Consider the following 18,090-nt stretch of genomic DNA (forward strand, 5'->3'; position numbering starts at 1 on the left):
ACCGAAGAGGAAGTCGCCAAGCGCCGCCAGGAGCTCAAGACCCTCATCAAGATGGGCAAGACGCGGGGTTTCCTGACGCATCAGGAAATCAACGACCACCTGCCCGAGAAGCTGATCAACGAGGAAATCCTCGAGGCGATCGTGTCGATGCTCAACGACATGGGCATCGCCGTGTACGAGCAGGCGCCCGACGCCGCCACGCTGCTGATCCAGGGCTCGACGTCTCCGACGGCCACCGAGGAGGAAGCGGAAGAAGCCGCGGAAGCCGCGCTGTCGACCGTGGACTCCGAGTTCGGCCGCACGACCGACCCGGTGCGCATGTACATGCGCGAGATGGGCACCGTCGAGCTGCTGACCCGCGAGGGCGAGATCGAGATCGCCAAGCGCATCGAAGGCGGCCTGCAGGCGATGATGCTGGCCATCTCCGCCTCCCCGACGACGATCGCCGAGATCCTGGCCATGGCCGCCAAGATCCGCGCTGGCGAGATGCAGATCTCGGAAGCCGTGGACGGCTTCGTCTCCGATGACGAGGCGGACGACTACGTCGCGGAAGAGGACTTCGACGAGTTCGACGAAGAGGACGACGACGACGGCGCCGGCGGCTCCAAGGCGCTGACCAAGAAGCTGGAAGAGCTCAAGAACGCCGCGCTGGCCAAGCTGGACTCGCTGGCGGTCAACTTCGACAAGATGCGCAAGGCCTTCGAGAAGGACGGCTACAAGTCGCCCAACTACAACAAGGCCCAGACGGCCATCAGCGCCGAGCTGATGACGATCCGCTTCACCGTCAAGACGATCGAGAAGCTGTGCGACATCCTGCGCTCGCAGGTGGACGACGTGCGCCGCTTCGAGCGCGAGATCCGCAAGATCGTGGTGGACAAGTGCGGCATGCCGCAGGACCACTTCATCAAGACCTTCCCGCCCAACGTGCTGAACCTGCAGTGGGCCGAGAAGGAAGTGGCCTCGGGCAAGCCGTACGCGAACATCATGTCGCGCAACCTGCCGGCCATCCAGGAGCTGCAGCAGAAGCTGATCGACATCCAGGGCAAGGCCGTGGTGCCGCTGGACGACCTCAAGGGCATCAACAAGCGGATGAACGAGGGCGAGAAGGCCTCGCGCGACGCGAAGAAGGAAATGATCGAGGCCAACCTGCGCCTGGTCATCTCGATCGCCAAGAAGTACACCAACCGCGGGCTGCAATTCCTGGACCTGATCCAGGAAGGCAACATCGGCCTGATGAAGGCGGTGGACAAGTTCGAATATCGCCGCGGCTACAAGTTCTCGACCTACGCGACGTGGTGGATCCGTCAGGCCATCACGCGCTCGATCGCGGACCAGGCCCGCACCATCCGCATCCCGGTTCACATGATCGAGACGATCAACAAGATGAACCGCATCTCGCGTCAGCATCTGCAGGAGTTCGGCTTCGAGCCGGATGCGCCGACGCTGGCCGAGAAGATGGAGATGCCGGAGGACAAGATCCGCAAGATCATGAAGATCGCCAAAGAGCCGATCTCCATGGAAACGCCGATCGGGGACGACGACGATTCGCATCTGGGCGACTTCATCGAGGACACCAACAACACCGCGCCGATCGAGGCGGCCATGCAGGCCGGCCTGCGCGAGGTGGTGAAGGACATCCTCGACAGCCTGACCCCGCGCGAAGCGAAGGTGCTGCGCATGCGCTTCGGCATCGAGATGAGCACGGACCACACGCTGGAGGAAGTCGGCAAGCAGTTCGACGTCACCCGCGAGCGCATCCGCCAGATCGAAGCCAAGGCGATCCGCAAGCTCAAGCATCCGTCGCGCAGCGACAAGCTGCGCACGTACTTGGACAATCTCTGATTGCCCAAGGACGTGCCCGCCGCAGGCGGATGACGACGCAGTCGGCATGCAGCGAGCGGCGGAGCCACAAGCTGCGCACTTACTTGGACAACCTGTAAATCCCCCTGCCCCTTCGGCGGCCAAACGGCCGCCGAACTTCGGGCACCGGGTTTGCCTCGCCAACCGGCCACCGTCTTCCGACGCTGGCCGGTTTTTCGTTTGGAGGCGCTATCGCTCCAGCGCGTTCCGGCATTCGCCCGCGTGTCGGGGGGGTGTTGTCGCGCTGGCGCCGATGGCCCCCGGAGCGGGGGCTTATCACCACGCTTGGCCCCGGGTGGCGCGGCTACACTGAGACTTCCTTCACATCTCACACCTGCCAGGCCGATGACCCAGATCCGCGAGCGCACCGTCCTGTTTGCCGATCTGCGCGGCAGCACGGCGCTGTTCGAGACGCTGGGCAACGCGGAAGCCTCCGGCCTGGTGACGCAGACGGTGGCCCTGGTGGGCCGCGCCGTCGATGAGCACCGCGGCGACATCATCAAGACGCTGGGCGATGGCCTGATGGCTGCGTTCGACAACCCGCGCGACGGCATCAAGGCCGCGATGCGGATGCAGGAGCTGCTGGTCAGCACCTCCGCGCGCAGCGAGCGGCTGCGGCACACGCACCTGCAGATCGCGCTGGCGCGCGGCGAGGTGGTCGAGATCCATGGCGACTGCTTCGGCGACGCGGTCAATGTCGCGGCGCGGCTGCTGGACCATGCCGGCGACGGCGAGACCGTCGTCACCGCCGAGGTCGTGCTCGGGCTGACCAGCGCGCAGAAGGCGCGCTTCCGCAGCCTGGACCACATCAGCGTGCGCGGCCGGGCCGAGCCGGTCCACATCTACGTGCTGGACCAGGGCCGCGGCGACCCGGCGGCGACGCAGTTCGGCGAGATCGTCCGCAGCGCCGCGCCGGAAGGCATCCGGCTGGTGTGGCAAGACCTGGACCGTGTCTTCGACATCGACCAGATGCCGGTCGTGCTGGGCCGCAGCACGCAGGCGACCTACTGCATCACCGACGTGCGCGTCAGCCGCTCGCATGCGCGCATCGACTGGCAGGGCAGCAGCTTCAGCCTGACCGACCTGAGCTACAACGGCACCTTCGTGCGCTTCGGCGCCGGCGGCCAGACGCTGAGCCTGCGCCGCGGTTCCTGCACGCTGCACGGCGCCGGCGCGATCGGCCTGGGCGGCCCGCCGTCCGAGACGCAGGCGCCCACGGTCCGCTTCGAAGTGCAGCACCTGGCCGAATCCGCCTCCCCGCTGCTGTCGCGGCGCGGGTTCTGAACGGCCCGGCGACGTTCCCGCCGCCCACCGCGGTGCCGGCCCCCCTTCTCTTTCCGCTGCCTCCCCGATGTCCTTCCGACCCGAACCCGAACACACCCACGGGCGCGCGCCGACGATCGGCGTGCTGCTGGTCAACCTCGGCACGCCCGACGCGCCGACGCCTGCGGCCACGCGGCGCTACCTCGCGCAGTTCCTGTCGGACCCGCGCGTCATCGAGATTCCCAAGGCCGCCTGGTGGCCGATCCTGCACGGCGTGATCCTGCGCACGCGGCCCGCGAAGTCGGCGAAGAAGTACGCCAGCATCTGGACCCGGGACGGCTCGCCGCTGATGGTCTGGACGGTGAAGCAGGCCAAGCTGCTGCAGGGCCAGCTCGGCGAGATGGGCCACCGGGTGAAGGTGCTGCCGGCGATGCGCTACGGCAACCCGTCGATCGCGTCGCAGCTCGACGCGCTGCGCGCCGATGGCGCGACCCGCGTGCTGGTGCTGCCGGCCTATCCGCAGTACTCGGGCGCGACGACGGCCAGCGTCGCCGACGACGTCGCGCGCTGGTCGATGGCGCAGCGCCACCTGCCCGAGCTGCGCTTCATCAACCGCTATCACGACGACAAGCGCTACATCGCCGCGCTGGCCGAGAGCGTGCGCGCCCACTGGAAGGCCGAGGGCCGCGGCGAGCTGCTGGTGATGAGCTTCCACGGCATGCCCGCGCGCACGCTCGCGCTGGGCGATCCTTATCACTGCGAATGCCTGAAGACCGGCCGGCTGCTGGCCGAGGCGCTGGGGCTCTCGGACGCGCAGTACAAGGTCACCTTCCAAAGCCGCTTCGGCAAGGCGCGCTGGCTGGAGCCCTACACCGAGCCGACGCTGCGCGAGCTGGCCGGCCGCGGTCTGAAGTCGGTCGACCTGATCTGCCCGGGCTTCTCGGCCGACTGCATCGAGACGCTGGAGGAGATCGACATGGAGGCGCGCGAGGCCTTCCTGCACAGCGGGGGCCAGCGCTTCAGCTACATCCCCTGCCTGAACGACCGGCCCTCGCATGTGCGGGCGCTGGCGGCGATCGCCGAGCAGCACCTGCAGGGCTGGCCGACGACCGCGGTCCCCGACGAGACCCAGGCCGCCGCCCTCGCCCGCCAGCGTGAGGCCGCGATCGCGGCCGGCGCCGCGCGCTGAGCGGGGCTGACCAGGGCTGACGGCGCCGCTCAGCCCATTGCCACGGCGGCCTGGCGGCGCGCCCGGCGCGCGCCCAGCCACTTCATGAGGCGCGGCAGCAGCAGCACGATGGCCACGACGCCCAGCAGGAAGGCGGACATCGGGCGCTCGAAGAACACGCCCCAGTGGCCGCCGCCGATGGCCACGCCATTGCGCAGGTGTGCCTCGGCCAGCGGGCCCAGGATCATGCCCACCACCACCGGCGCGGTCGGGAAGTCGAAGCGCCGCATCACCACGCCCAGCAGGCCGATGGCCAGCATCAGATAGAGGTCGAAGGCGCTCTGGCGCATGCCGTACACGCCGACGGTGGCGAAGATCAGGATCCCGGCGTACAGCGGCGCGCGCGGGATGCGCAGCAGCTTCACCCACAGGCCCACCAGCGGCAGGTTCAGCACGAGCAGCATCACGTTGCCGATGTACAGCGACGCGATCAGCGCCCACACCAGGCCCGACGAGGTCGTGAACAGCTGCGGACCGGCCTGGATGCCGTAGTTCTGCAGCGCCGACAGCAGGATGGCCGCGGTCACCGAGGTCGGGATGCCCAGCGTCAGCAGCGGCACCAGCGTGCCGGTCACGGCCGCGTTGTTGGCCGCCTCCGGGCCCGCCACGCCTTCGATCGCACCGGTGGTGCCGAACTCCTCCTTGTGCCGGGACAGCTTGCGCTCGGTGGCGTAACTGAGGAAGGTCGGGATCTCGGTGCCGCCGGCGGGAATCACACCGAAGGGGAAGCCCAGCCCGGTGCCGCGGATCCATGCCGGGATCGAGCGCTTCCACTCCTGGCGCGTCATGTGCACGCGGCCCATCGTGTTCATCGTCAGGTTGCTGCGCCCTTCGTAGAGCGCCACGTACAGCGTCTCGCCGACCGCGAACAGGCCCACCGCGACCAGCACCGTCTCGATGCCGTCCATGAACTCGGGGATGCCGGCGGTGTAGCGGATCTGGCCGGTGATCTGGTCCATGCCGACCAGCCCCATCGCCAGGCCGATGAACAGCGCGGTCATGCCGCGCAGCGTGCTCTGTCCGAGCACCGCGCTGACGGTGGTGAAGGCCAGCAGCATCAGGCAGAAGTACTCGGGCGGGCCCAACGTCACGGCGAAGTCCGCCAGCACCGGCGCGAACAGCGTCACCAGCACCGTCGCGATCGTGCCGGCGAAGAACGAGCCGATCGCCGCCGTGGCCAGCGCCGCGCCGGCGCGGCCGTGGCGGGCCATCTTGAAGCCCTCGAGCGCGGTCACCATGGTGCCGGTCTCGCCCGGGGTGTTGAGCAGGATGGAGGTGGTGGAGCCGCCGTACATCGCGCCGTAGTAGATGCCGGCGAAGAAGATCATCGACGCGGTCGGGTCGACCTGCGCGGTGATGGGCAGCAGCATCGCCACGGTCACTGCGGGGCCCAGGCCCGGCAGCACGCCGATGGCGGTGCCGAGCGCGCAGCCGACGAAGGCCCACATCAGGTTCGCGCCCGAGGCGGCCGTGGCGAAGCCGCCCATCAGGTGGGTCCAGAGGTCTTGCATGTCAGGACTCCGGTGGGCTCAGAGCCAGCCGCCGGCGGTGATGGCCGGCAGGTTCAGGGCGAGCAGCTTGTTGAAGAGCCAGAACACCGGGGCCGCGATCAGCAGGCCGGTGATGGCGTCGATGAGGACCTGGCGCGCGCCGCCGTGGCCCTTGCCCTCGGCGCGGCGCAGGCCGCGCACGGCCAGCATGAAGCACAGCGTGCAGGCGAGCACGAAGCCGATGGTGGTGATCAGCGCCGCGTTGGCGACCACGCCGCCCGCGACCCAGAGGGCGGACAGCCAGTCCGCGCGTGGCGCGCCCGAGGGCGGCTCCATCGAGCGGTAGCCGCCGGTGCGGGCTTCCCACACCAGCCAGGCGCCGCACAGCATGAGCACCGCGGCGACGAACCAGGGCAGCGCGTTGGGGCCGATGCCGGCGTAGCCTGCATCGGACGGGATCGCGCTGGCCCCGAAGGCCATCACGCCGCCGACGGCGACCGCCGCGACACCGACCAGGGTCTGATAGAGCGGCCCCGGTGCGGCCTGCTCGATGGAATCAGTCATAAGAGACTCCCGCTCCGAGATCAATGGACGAGGCCGCGCCGTTCCTACCCAGCGGAGCCCGTGGAACTGGCTCCGCCAGGCCACTGGGCTCGCCCCCTTGAGGGGGCCGGCGGAGCCGGTAGGGGGTGGGTCAGGCCCTGCCCCCTTGAGGAGGCCGGCGAAGCCGGCAGGGGGTGGGCTACACCATGCCGGACTTGTGCATGATCGCGCGCAGCGACGCGAACTCGCGGTCGACGAAGTCCTCGAAGTCCTTGCCCGTCAGCACGGCCGGTGTCCAGCCGTTCTTGTCGAGCGCCTCGGCCCAGGCCTTGGACTTCGTGGCCTTGACGATGGCGTCGATCAGCACCTGGCGCTGCTGCGGCGTGATGCCGGGCGCGCCGTACACGCCGCGCCAGTTGCCGATCTCGACGTTGTAGCCGAGCTCCTTCATCGTCGGAATGTCCAGGCCCTTGAGGCGCTGCGGCGCGGTGATGGCGATGGGGCGCATCTTGCCGCTCTCGATGTAGGGCTGGAATTCGCTGTAGCCGCTGCCGCCGATGGTGACGTTGCCGCCCAGGATCGCGGCCACCGCCTCGCCGCCGCCGCGGAAGGCGACGTAGTTGACCTTGGTCGCGTCGACGCCCACCTCATGCGCCAGCATCGCCGCGGCGATGTGCTCGGTGGCGCCGCGCGAGCCGCCGCCCCACTTCACCGAGCCGGGATCCTTCTTCAGCGCCTCGACCACGTCCTTCATCGTCTTGTAGGGCGAGTTGGCCGGCAGCACGAAGACGTTGTACTCGCTGGTCAGGCGCGCGATGGGGGTGGCCTGCGTCAGGCTCACCGGCTGCTTGCTGGTGATCAGGCCGCCCAGCATCACCGCGCCCATCACCATCATCGCGTTCGGGTCGCCCTTGGCGGCGTTGACGAACTGCGCCAGACCGATGGCGCCCGCGGCGCCGCCCTTGTTCTCGAAGGTCACCGCGCCCGCGGCGCCGGCGTCCTGCAGCGCCTTGCCCAGCGCGCGGCCGGTCATGTCCCAGCCGCCGCCCGGATTGGCCGGCACGAGGATCTTCAGCGCCGTCGCGGCGCGCGCGCTCAGCGGCAGCCCGGCGGTGGCGCCCAGCGCGGCCAGCGCGGCCGCGGACTTGAGGAACTGGTCTCGACGCATGCTCATGTCTCCTGGGTTGTCGCGCCGGGGCGGAGCTCGCGCCCGGCGTTCGTTGTAGGGGCGCATCCTGCACATGGCGGCTTTCAATCGGCTGTCGCGAGGCTCAGGGTTCACCCTGAGCGGCGGCGCCGCGGCGGCTGTCGGACACTGCCGCGATGAGGTTGTTTTTCGTCGAGGACAACGCGGCGCTGCAGACCACGGTCGCGCGCTCGTTCGAGCGCCGCGGCATCCAGGTGCACGGCTTCGCCGAGGGCCGTCCGGCGCTCGAGCGCTGGCGCGCGCACCCGCCCGACGTGGTGCTGCTGGACCTGTCGCTGCCCGACATGGACGGGCTGGACCTGCTGTCCGCCGCGCGCGCCGCGCAGCTGACCACGCCGGTGATCATCCTCACCGCGCGCGGCACGGTCGGCGACCGCATCCTGGGCCTGAACATCGGCGCCGACGACTACCTGCCCAAGCCCTTCGACCTCGATGAGCTCGAGGCGCGCGTGCGGGCGCTGGCGCGGCGCAGCCGCGGCTCGCCGGGCTCGCCTGGCGCGGCGGTCGAGACCGAGGCCTTCTGCGGCCTGCGCGTCGACGCCGACAGCGGCGCGGTCTATCACCTGGGCCTGCCGCTGGACCTGCCGCCGCGCGAGGCCGCGCTGCTGCGCGCGCTGCTGGCGCGGCCCGGTCACGCGGTGGCGAAGGAGCGCCTCACCGGCATCGTCTTCGCCGACGACCTGGACGTGCAGCCCGACGCGGTCGAGGTCGTCGCCTACCGGCTGCGCAAGCGGCTGCCGGCCGGCAGCGTGAAGCTGGTGACGCTGCGCGGGCTGGGCTACCTGCTGAAGGCGGCGGATTGAAGCGTCTGTCGTCCATGCGCAGCCGGCTGCTGGCCGGCATCCTCGTGCCGGTGGGGCTGCTGATCGCGGCCAACGCGCACCGCCTCTACCAGGACGCGCTCAAGGCCATCGACACCGCCTACGACCGCACGCTGCTGGCCTCGGCCAAGACCATCGGCGAGCAGCTCGACGTGGCCGGCACGCGCGACGCGCCGCGGCTCATCTCCGAGGTGCCCTACGCGGCGCTCGAGGCCTTCGAGGCCGACAACCGCAGCCGCATGTTCTATCGCGTCACCGGCTTCCAGGGCGAATGGGTCTCGGGCTTCGACGACCTGCCGCCGTGGCGCGGCAGGCTGCCGGACCGCGGCGCCTACGCGGCGCTGGTCGATTTCTACGACGACGTCTACCAGGGCGAGCCGATCCGCGTGGCGGTGCTCAAGCAGCCGGTGGCCGGCGAGGCGGGCCTGGGCGTGGCGACCATCCAGGTCGCCGAGACGCTGGAGATCCGCCGCACGCTGGCGCGTCAGGTGCTGGTCTCCACGCTGTGGCGGCAGGCGGCGCTGCTGGCGGTGATCGCGATCGTCGTGTGGGGCGTGGTGCTCCTGGCGACGCGGCCGGTGCGCGAGCTCAGCCGCGTCATCGCCGCGCGCGCCGGCGACGACGTCAGCCCCATCCCGCTGCCCAGCGTGCCGGCCGAACTCGCGCCGCTGGTGGCCGCCATCAACGAGGCCTGGCAGCGCCAGGCGGGTCTGCTCGCGCATCAGAAGCGCTTCGTGCGCGACACCTCGCACCAGCTGCGCACGCCGCTGGCGGTGCTCAAGGCGCAGGTGCAATCGGCCCGCCGCGGCGACCTGCCGGCGGCGCAGGCCATCGACGAGATCGGCATCACCGTCGACGGCGCGACCGCGCTGGCGAATCAGATGCTCGCGCTGGCCAAGGTCGAGCAGCTGCGTCAACAGGGCGATCCGCCGCGGCTGGACCTGGCCGGCACCGTGCGCGAGGTCGCGCTGGACCTGGCGCCGCTGATCGCCGACGCCGAACTGGATTTCGAGCTCAGCACCGAACCGGCGCCGGTGCGCGGCCATGCCTGGGCACTGCGGGAGCTGGTGCGCAACCTGCTGCACAACGCGCTGCGCCACTGCCCGCATGGCGGCCGGCTGGCGGTGGATCTGCGCGGCGGCGACGCGGTGGTGCTGCGCATCAGCGACAGCGGGCCGGGCATCGCGGCCGCGCTGCGGCCCAAGCTGGGGCAGCCGTTCGCGGCGGGACCCAATGGCGGTTCGGGCCTGGGCCTGGCGATCTGCCGCGAGATCGTCGGCTCGCTCGGCGGCACGCTGGCGCTGGACAACCGCGAGCGCGACGGGGTCATCGACGGCCTGGACGCCGTGGTCCGGTTGCCGGCGGCAGCATGGACCGATTCCCCGCCGGCATAGGACAATCCGCGCCCGATGGCTGCTTCCTCCCGCTCCTCCACCGAACTCGCCGCGCTGCGCCTGGACAAGTGGCTCTGGGCCGCGCGCTTCTACAAGACCCGCTCGCTCGCCGTCGAGGAGATCGGCAAGGGCCGCGTGACGGTCAACGGCCAGGCGGCGAAGGCCTCGCGCGACGTGCGGGTTGGCGACCTGGTCCAGCTGCGCCAGGGGCAGGTCGACCGTGAAGTTCGCGTCGCCGGCCTGAGCAGCGTGCGCGGCCCGGCACCGGTGGCGCAGACGCTGTACGAGGAGACGCCGGCCAGCGTCGCCGCCCGCGAACGCGCGGCCGAGGCGCGCCGGCTCGCGCCCGAGCCCGCCGACACCATCCAGCAGGGCCGCCCGACCAAGCAGGACCGCCGCAAGCTCGCCGAGTGGGACCGCTGGAGCGCCAGCATCGACGAATGACTGGACATCCCGCACTTCCCCCTCGCCCCCTTCGGGGGAGAGGGAGGGGTGAGGGGTCGCGCCACACCGCTGCTGCCTTTCGAGGCACCCCCTCTCCCCTGCCCTCTCCCCCCTCGCGGGGGGCGAGGGAGTTCTTGCGCAGGGGCGCAGGGGCGCAGGGGCGCTAGCAGGCCCCGGGTTTGCCCGCGCCCGGATGTGAAAATCACCCTCTTGAACTTCCGGCCATGGGCCCCAGATGCGTCGGATCGCCCGGCGCAGACCGGGCTCCGCCCTGGGCACAGCAACCATGACGACCGACCACCAACAACCTGACCCGACCCTTGATGAACTGACCCAGCAGGCCGCCGCGGCGGCCGCCGCCTCGGTGCCCGAGACGCTCGAGGCCAAGCTGGCCGATACCGAACGGCGCTTGGCCGAGATGTCCGACGCCTACCTGCGCGCCAAGGCCGAAGTCGAGAACACCCGCCGCCGCGGCGAGGAGGAAGTCTCCAAGGCCCGCAAGTACGCCGTCGAAGGCTTCGCCGACGCGATGCTGCCGGTGATGGACAGCCTCTCCGCCGCGATCGCCCGTCCCGATGCCAGCGTCGAGCAGGTGCTCGAAGGCGTGCACGCCACGCTGCGCCAGCTGCAATCGGCGCTGGAGCGCAACAAGGTGCTGGAGATCAACCCGGCCGCCGGCACGAAGTTCGACCCCCACCAGCACCAGGCGATCTCGATGGTGCCGGCCGAGCAGGACGCCAACACCGTGGTCACGGTGCTGCAGAAGGGGTTCCTGATCGCCGACCGTGTCCTGCGTCCCGCGCTGGTGACCGTCGCGGCGCCCAAGTAGGCCGGCCCTTGAATCCCGGCCCCTCATCCACAGATCAGAAGCATTCCGGAACGACGTTCCAGCCGCCCCGGGGCTGAGCCTCCCGCGCTGACCGTTCCCCCCGTTTTTTCATATTCAGGAGCACCACATGGCTAAGAAGAAGATCATCGGCATCGACCTGGGCACGACCAACTCGTGCGTCGCGGTCATGGAAGGCAACACCACCCGCGTGATCGAGAACGCGGAAGGCGCCCGCACCACCCCGTCGATCATTGCGTACCAGGAAGACGGCGAAGTGCTGGTGGGCGCCTCGGCCAAGCGCCAGGCCGTGACCAACCCGCGCAACACCCTGTACGCGGTCAAGCGCCTGATCGGCCGCAAGTTCCAGGAGAAGGAAGTCCAGAAGGACATCGACCTGATGCCCTACACCATCGCCGCCGCCGACAACGGCGACGCCTGGGTGGAAGTGCGCGGCAAGAAGATGGCGCCCCCGCAGGTCTCCGCCGAAGTGCTGCGCAAGATGAAGAAGACCGCCGAGGACTACCTCGGCGAAGAGGTCTCGGAAGCCGTCATCACGGTCCCGGCCTACTTCAATGACGCGCAGCGCCAGGCGACCAAGGACGCCGGCCGCATCGCCGGCCTGGACGTCAAGCGCATCATCAACGAGCCCACCGCCGCGGCCCTGGCCTTCGGCCTGGACAAGCACGGCGCCGGTGACCGCAAGATCGCGGTGTTCGACCTGGGCGGCGGCACCTTCGACATCTCCATCATCGAGATCGCGGACGTCGACGGCGAGAAGCAGTTCGAGGTGCTGTCCACCAACGGCGATACGTTCCTGGGCGGCGAGGACTTCGACCAGCGCATCATCGACTACATCATCGGCGAGTTCAAAAAGGAACAGGGCGTCGACCTGACCAAGGACGTGCTGGCCCTGCAGCGCCTGAAGGAAGCGGCCGAGAAGGCCAAGATCGAGCTGTCGAACTCGTCGCAGACCGACGTCAACCTTCCCTACATCACGGCCGACGCGACCGGTCCGAAGCACCTGAACATCAAGCTGACCCGCGCCAAGCTGGAGTCGCTGGTGGACGAGCTGATCGAGCGCACGATCGCCCCCTGCCGCACCGCCATCAAGGACGCCGGCGTGTCGGTGGGCGAGATCGACGACGTGATCCTGGTCGGCGGCATGACCCGCATGCCCAAAGTGCAGGAGAAGGTCAAGGAGTTCTTCGGCAAGGAGCCGCGCAAGGACGTCAACCCCGATGAGGCCGTGGCCGTCGGCGCCGCGATCCAGGGCCAGGTCCTGGGCGGCGAACGCACCGACGTGCTGCTGCTGGACGTCACCCCGCTGAGCCTGGGCATCGAGACCCTGGGCGGCGTGATGACCAAGATGATCAAGAAGAACACGACCATCCCGACCAAGTTCAGCCAGGTGTTCTCGACCGCCGAGGACAACCAGCCCGCGGTGACGATCAAGGTCTACCAGGGCGAGCGCGAGATGGCGCAGGCCAACAAGAGCCTGGGCGAGTTCAACCTGGAAGGCATCCCGCCGGCGATGCGCGGCACGCCGCAGATCGAGGTGAGCTTCGACATCGACGCCAACGGCATCCTGCACGTCGGCGCCAAGGACAAGGGCACCGGCAAGGAGAACAAGATCACCATCAAGGCGAACTCGGGCCTGTCCGAGGCCGAGATCGAGAAGATGGTGAAGGACGCCGAGGCCAACGCCGCCGAGGACAAGAAGAAGGTCGAGCTGGTGCAGGCCAAGAACCAGGCCGACGGTCTGGTGCATTCGGTGCAGAAGTCGCTGGGCGAGCATGGCGACAAGCTCGAGGCCGGCGAAAAGGAGAAGATCGAGGCCGCGATCAAGGACCTTGAGGAAGCCATCAAGGGCGAGGACAAGGCCGACATCGACGCCAAGACCGAAGCGCTGATGACCGCCAGCCAGAAGCTGGGCGAGAAGATGTACGCCGACGCCCAGGCGGCCCAGGCGGCCGCGGGCGCGGCCGCTGCGGCCGGCGGCGCCGAGGCCGGACACGCGCAGGCGGCCGGCGCGCAGCAGGCCTCGTCCAAGCCGGCCGACGACAACGTCGTCGACGCCGAGTTCAAGGAAGTCAAGGACTCCAAGTAAGCCGCGCCTGCCGACAACGTCGGCATCGCGATCGGCAATCGCTGTCGATGACAGCCGCCGCGCGGGGTCGCCAGCCTCGCGCGGCGTTTTGGTTTGAGGCTCCCAGGAAGATCCATGGCCAAGCGTGACTATTACGAAGTCCTAGGCGTCGCGAAGAACGCCAGCGAGGACGACATCAAGAAGGCGTATCGCAAGCTTGCGATGAAGTACCACCCTGACCGCAATCAGGGCGAGGGCGCCAAGGACGCCGAGGACAAGTTCAAGGAGGCCAAGGAGGCCTACGAGATGCTGTCCGACGGCCAGAAGCGCGCGGCCTACGACCAGTACGGCCACGCGGGCGTGGACCCCAACCAGGGCTTCCGCGGCGGTCCGGGCGCGGAGGGCTTCGGCGGTTTCGCCGAGGCCTTCGGCGACATCTTCGGCGACCTGTTCGGCGGCGGTGGCGGCGGCGCGCGGCGCGGCAACGGCGGCCAGCAGGTCTACCGCGGCAGCGACCTGAGCTACGCGATGGAGATCACGCTGGAGGAGGCCGCGCGCGGCAAGGAGACGCAGATCCGCATCCCGTCGTGGGAGGGCTGCGAGACCTGCCACGGCAGCGGCGCCAAGCCCGGCACCAGCGCCAAGACCTGCGGCTCCTGCGGCGGCAGCGGCACGGTGCACATGCGCCAGGGCTTCTTCAGCATCCAGCAGACCTGCCCGCACTGCCACGGCACCGGCAAGATCATTCCGGAGCCCTGCACCACCTGCAACGGCGCCGGCAAGATCAAGAAGACCAAGACGCTGGAAGTCAAGATCCCGGCCGGCATCAACGAAGGCATGCGCATCCGCTCGGCCGGCAACGGCGAGCCGGGCGTCAATGGCGGGCCGTCGGGCGATCTCTACATCGAGATCCGCATCAAGCAGCACGACATCTTCGAGCGCGACGGCGACGACCTGCACTGCACGATGCCGGTGTCGATGACGACGGCGGCGCTGGGCGGCTCGATCGAGGTGCCGACGCTGGGCGGCAAGGCCGAGATCGAACTGCCCGAGGGCACGCAGCACGGCAAGACCTTCCGCCTGCGCGGCAAGGGCATCAAGGGCGTGCGCTCGAGCTATCCGGGCGACCTGTACTGCCACATCAGCATCGAGACGCCGGTCAAGCTGACCGAGCATCAGCGCAAGCTGCTCAAGGAGCTCGACAAGAGCCTGCGCGACGGCGGCGAGCGCCACTCGCCGAACGCGAAGTCCTGGACCGACCGGGTCAAGGACCTCTTCAAGTAAGCCCCCAACAGCCGCGCGCAAATCGCGGCCACGGTTGAGGAATCCGGCCGGGCGACCCCACGCAAACACGGGGGCCCGGCCCTTGTCGCCAGGCGGACAATCCGTCCGTGGTTGACGACATTCGCACACATCGTTGGGATACCGCCAGCCCGCTCTCTCCGGAGGCGGGCTGTTTCATTTGGGGGCAGCGGTCATGACCCTGGCCAGCCCGCTCGCGAAGACCCAGGCGCTGGTGATCGACGGCAACGCGACCTCGCGCAGCCTGATGACGGCGCAGTTGCGCGAGCTGGGCGTGGGCCATGTGCGCCAGGCCACGCGGGTGCGCGACGCGCGGGTGATCCTCGAGACCCAGCCCTACGACATCGTCCTGTGCGACTACTACTTCGACGGCTCCGAGCTCTCGGGTCAGGACCTGCTCGACGAGCTGCGCCGCGAGCAACTGCTGCCCTACTCCACCGTCTTCGTGATGGTCACCGGCGAGGCCTCGTACGCGAAGGTCGCGGAGGCGGCCGAGGCCGCGCTCGACGCCTACCTGGTCAAGCCCTACACCAGCGCGGCGCTGGCCGACCGGCTCGCCAACGCGCGGCACCGCAAGCTGGAGCTGAAGGCGATCTTCGAGGCCATCGACACAAAGGCGTTCGACCGGGCGGCCGACCTGTGCCTGGCGCGCTTCCAGCAGCGCGCGACATACTGGCTCTACGCGGCGCGCATCGGCGCCGAGCTGCTGCTGCGGCTGGAGCGCCATGCCCAGGCGCGCGAGCTGTACGAGGCCATCATCGCCGCGCGCACCGTGCCCTGGGCGCGGCTGGGCGTGGCGCGGACCGAGGTCGCCAGCGGCAACCTGAGCGCCGCGCGCCGCACGCTGGAGACGCTGATCGGCGAGATGCCGGACCAGGCCGACAGCTACGACCTGATGGGCCGCGTGCAGATGGAGCAGGGCGAGATCGGCGCCGCGCTGGCCACCTACCGGACGGCCGCGACGCTGACGCCGGGCTGCCTGCTGCGCCAGCAGCATTGCGGCACGCTGGCCTTCTACGCCGGCGAGCGCGAGGAGTCGGCCCGGATGCTCGAACGCAGCCTGGCGCAGGGACTGCGTTCCAAGCTCTTCGACTGGCACAGCGTGGCGCTGCTGGCGCTGATGCGCTTCGATGCCAAGGACGGCAAGGGCCTGAAGTACGCCACCGATGCGCTGATGCAGGGCATTGATCGCGCGCCGCGCGATGCGCGGCTGCAGCGCTTCGACCAGTTGATGCAGGGCCTGCGGCTCCTGATGGAGCGGCGCCTGGCGGATGCGCTGGAGATCGCGCGCCGCTTCGCGCGCCAGGCGGCCGAGGAGGATTTCGACCTCGAGTCGGCCAGCCTGCTGATCGCGCTGTGGGTGCGCATGGCGCGGCAGGACATCGAACTCGGCGAGATGGAGACGCTGATGACGCAGCTCGGGCTGCGCTTCTGCAGCTCCAAGTCGGCCGCCGAGGTGCTGACCTGCATGGCCGAGGGCCACGAGCCCAGCACGCAATTGCTGCGCGACGCCAATGGACGGGTGTTCGCGATCTCCGAGACGGCGATGCGGCACGCGATGCGCGGCGATCCGCAGACCGGCGTGCAACTGCTGCTCGAGCAGGGCGCGCTGACGCTCAATGCCAAGCTGATCGACATGGCCGCGCTGGTGCTCAAGCGCTACCGCGAGCGCATGACCGACCCGGAGGCGTTGGCACCCCGCATCGAAGCGCTACAGCGCCGCTACGTCCAAGCCAGTGGGCAGGGCCTCAAGGCCGCTCGTGCGGCCGGCGGAATGGCGTTAAGAAGCTGAAGCCCCTCTCGGATAAGCTGGGCGACTACTCAAACAGGCTTCAGGGCCGCTTCAGCCGCGCGCTCTACAAGAGCCGGCTTCTTGCCTGCCCGCCCTCAGAACGATGCCGCTTTCCGATTCCTCGACCCTGTCTCCGCGCGGCGCTGGCGCCGCGCGCGCCCGTTCCCCGCTGACCTTGGCCTGGCTGACCGCGCTTTGGGTGGGCGCGCTCGGCAACTGGCCGCTGTGGCAGCGGATGTGGGGCATGCCGGACTACGCCGGCGCCTCGGGCAAGCTCTTCGTGATCGTCTTCGCCGGCATCGTGATCATGGTGCTGGCGGCCTTCTTCAGCCTGATGGCGTGGCGGGTCGCGGTCAAGCCGCTGCTCAGCCTGATGCTGCTGCTGACGGCGCCGCTGGCCTACTTCATCGGCAGCTACGGCGTGATCATCGACAGCACGATGGTCACCAACGCGCTGCAGACCGATGTGCGCGAGACCCGTGACCTGATGGGCTGGGGCCTGGCGGCGCATGTGCTGGTGATCGCGCTGATCCCGATGGTGTGGATCTGGCGGCAGCGGCTGAGCGACCTGCGCTGGTTCAAGCGGCTGGGCTGGAACCTGGCCAGCGTGGCGCTGGCGCTGGCGCTGGGCTTCGGCCTGGCGGCGGCGCGCACGGCGGACCTGGCCTCGACGCTGCGCAACAACAAGGCGCTGACCAAGATGGTCAGCCCGGTGAATGCGATCTGGGCCACGGCCGCGCTGGCGGCGGAGAAGCACAAGAAGCCCAAGGGGCCGCCCGAGGTGGTCGCGGCCGATGCGAAGCTGACGCCGCGCGCGGCCGGCACCCGTCCGCCGCTGGTGCTGCTGGTGGTCGGCGAGACGGCGCGCTCGGTCAACTTCCAGCTCAACGGCTATGACCGGCCGACCAATCCCGAGCTTTCGGCCAAGCCGGTGCTGAGCTATCGCGAAGTCGCGTCCTGCGGCACGTCGACGGCGGCCTCGCTGCCTTGCATGTTCTCGCAGCTCGGGCGCGAAGCCTTCGTCGATCACCCGGGCAACCAGGAGACGCTGCTGGACGTGCTGCAGCGCGCGGGGCTGGCGGTGCTGTGGCTGGACAACCAGTCAGGCTGCAAGGGCATCTGCGATCGCGTGCCCAACGCGCAGGCGATCAATCCGATCCGGCCGGACCATCCGATTCCGGCGGGCCTGTGCCGCTCGGATGGCGAGTGCTTCGACGAAGTGATGCTGCACGACCTGGACGCGCGCCTCGCGGCGCTGGACCCGCAGCGGGTCGCGCGCGGCGTGGTGCTGGTGCTGCACCAGATGGGCAGCCACGGCCCGGCCTACTACCTGCGCGCGCCGGAGGACCGCAAGCCCTTCCAGCCGGAGTGCCGCAGCAACGCGCTGCAGCAGTGCCCGGTCGAGCAGGTCCGCAACGCCTACGACAACACGATCGCGTACACCGATCACGTGCTGGCGAAGGCGATCGACTGGCTGGGAACGCAGGAGAAGCGCTTCGATCCGAGCCTGCTGTACGTGTCGGATCACGGCGAGTCGCTGGGGGAGAACCAGCTCTTCCTGCACGGCATGCCCTATGCGCTGGCGCCCAAGCAGCAGAAGCATGTGCCGCTGATCCTGTGGCTGCCGGAGCAGACCAGACAGTCGCAGAAGCTCGATGGTGCCTGCCTGCAGCAGCGGCGGGACACGCCGATGTCGCACGACGGGCTGTATCACACGGTGCTGAGCCTCACCGGCGTGCAAACGGCGGTCTATCGCAAGGACTGGGATTGGGTGGCGGCGTGCCGCCGTCCGTGACCGCGATGGACGGCGGCGGCATGAAACGGCGCTAGC

The 18,090-nt window shown here is 69.5% G+C and carries 14 protein-coding genes; 11 read left to right on the top strand and 3 right to left on the bottom strand.

Annotated elements, in window-relative coordinates; translation table 11 throughout:
* The 3 genes from rpoD to hemH form a co-directional block, all read left to right on the top strand.
* Positions 1-1,842, top strand: a 1,842-nt coding sequence (rpoD, locus tag ABDW61_RS13880) for an RNA polymerase sigma factor RpoD (protein WP_343639433.1), incomplete at its 5' end; no start/stop codon positions are given.
* A 363-nt stretch (positions 1,843-2,205) separates the two neighbouring features.
* Positions 2,206-3,144, top strand: a complete 939-nt coding sequence (locus ABDW61_RS13885) for an adenylate/guanylate cyclase domain-containing protein (protein WP_343639434.1) — start codon at positions 2,206-2,208, stop codon at positions 3,142-3,144.
* 67 nt (positions 3,145-3,211) lie between these two features.
* Entirely contained in the window at positions 3,212-4,312 is a 1,101-nt protein-coding gene (gene hemH / locus ABDW61_RS13890; protein ID WP_343639436.1) for a ferrochelatase, read from the top strand.
* A 29-nt stretch (positions 4,313-4,341) separates the two neighbouring features.
* Here the strand turns inward: hemH and ABDW61_RS13895 are convergent, their stop codons facing one another.
* The 3 genes from ABDW61_RS13895 to ABDW61_RS13905 form a co-directional block, all read right to left on the bottom strand.
* A complete protein-coding gene (locus tag ABDW61_RS13895; protein ID WP_343639437.1) occupies positions 4,342-5,862 on the bottom strand; it encodes a tripartite tricarboxylate transporter permease in 1,521 nt (506 codons plus the stop codon).
* Positions 5,863-5,880: 18 nt separating this feature from the next.
* A complete protein-coding gene (locus ABDW61_RS13900; RefSeq protein ID WP_343639438.1) occupies positions 5,881-6,405 on the bottom strand; it encodes a tripartite tricarboxylate transporter TctB family protein in 525 nt (174 codons plus the stop codon).
* Positions 6,406-6,583: 178 nt separating this feature from the next.
* A complete protein-coding gene (locus ABDW61_RS13905; protein WP_343639634.1) occupies positions 6,584-7,552 on the bottom strand; it encodes a tripartite tricarboxylate transporter substrate binding protein in 969 nt (322 codons plus the stop codon).
* A gap of 155 nt (positions 7,553-7,707) precedes the next feature.
* Here ABDW61_RS13905 and ABDW61_RS13910 point away from each other — a divergent pair, with 155 nt between their 5' ends.
* From ABDW61_RS13910 to ABDW61_RS13945, 8 genes are all read left to right on the top strand, one after another.
* The gene (locus tag ABDW61_RS13910) at positions 7,708-8,394 is read left to right on the top strand and encodes a response regulator transcription factor (RefSeq protein ID WP_343639440.1); all 687 of its coding nucleotides are present in this window, start codon (positions 7,708-7,710) and stop codon (positions 8,392-8,394) included.
* Positions 8,391-9,806: a sensor histidine kinase gene (locus tag ABDW61_RS13915; RefSeq protein WP_343639441.1), complete on the top strand. Its 1,416-nt coding sequence runs from the start codon at positions 8,391-8,393 to the stop codon at positions 9,804-9,806. Before ABDW61_RS13910 ends, ABDW61_RS13915 begins: the two co-directional genes overlap by 4 nt.
* Positions 9,807-9,821: 15 nt before the next feature.
* Positions 9,822-10,250: an RNA-binding S4 domain-containing protein gene (locus tag ABDW61_RS13920; protein WP_343639443.1), complete on the top strand. Its 429-nt coding sequence runs from the start codon at positions 9,822-9,824 to the stop codon at positions 10,248-10,250.
* A 286-nt stretch (positions 10,251-10,536) separates the two neighbouring features.
* Positions 10,537-11,079 carry a nucleotide exchange factor GrpE gene (grpE, locus tag ABDW61_RS13925; protein WP_343639445.1) on the top strand — a complete coding sequence of 181 codons (543 nt, stop codon included), beginning with the start codon at positions 10,537-10,539 and terminating at the stop codon, positions 11,077-11,079.
* 127 nt (positions 11,080-11,206) lie between these two features.
* A complete protein-coding gene (gene dnaK / locus ABDW61_RS13930) occupies positions 11,207-13,186 on the top strand; it encodes a molecular chaperone DnaK (RefSeq protein WP_343639447.1) in 1,980 nt (659 codons plus the stop codon).
* A 114-nt stretch (positions 13,187-13,300) separates the two neighbouring features.
* Positions 13,301-14,449 carry a molecular chaperone DnaJ gene (dnaJ, locus tag ABDW61_RS13935; RefSeq protein WP_343639448.1) on the top strand — a complete coding sequence of 383 codons (1,149 nt, stop codon included), beginning with the start codon at positions 13,301-13,303 and terminating at the stop codon, positions 14,447-14,449.
* Positions 14,450-14,642: 193 nt separating this feature from the next.
* Entirely contained in the window at positions 14,643-16,259 is a 1,617-nt protein-coding gene (locus tag ABDW61_RS13940; RefSeq protein ID WP_343639449.1) for a response regulator, read from the top strand.
* A gap of 103 nt (positions 16,260-16,362) precedes the next feature.
* A complete protein-coding gene (locus ABDW61_RS13945) occupies positions 16,363-18,054 on the top strand; it encodes a phosphoethanolamine--lipid A transferase (protein ID WP_343639450.1) in 1,692 nt (563 codons plus the stop codon).
* Positions 18,055-18,090 lie beyond the last annotated feature (36 nt).

It is taken from the genome of Roseateles sp. (assembly GCF_039595595.1).
Lineage (GTDB): Bacteria > Pseudomonadota > Gammaproteobacteria > Burkholderiales > Burkholderiaceae_C > Roseateles.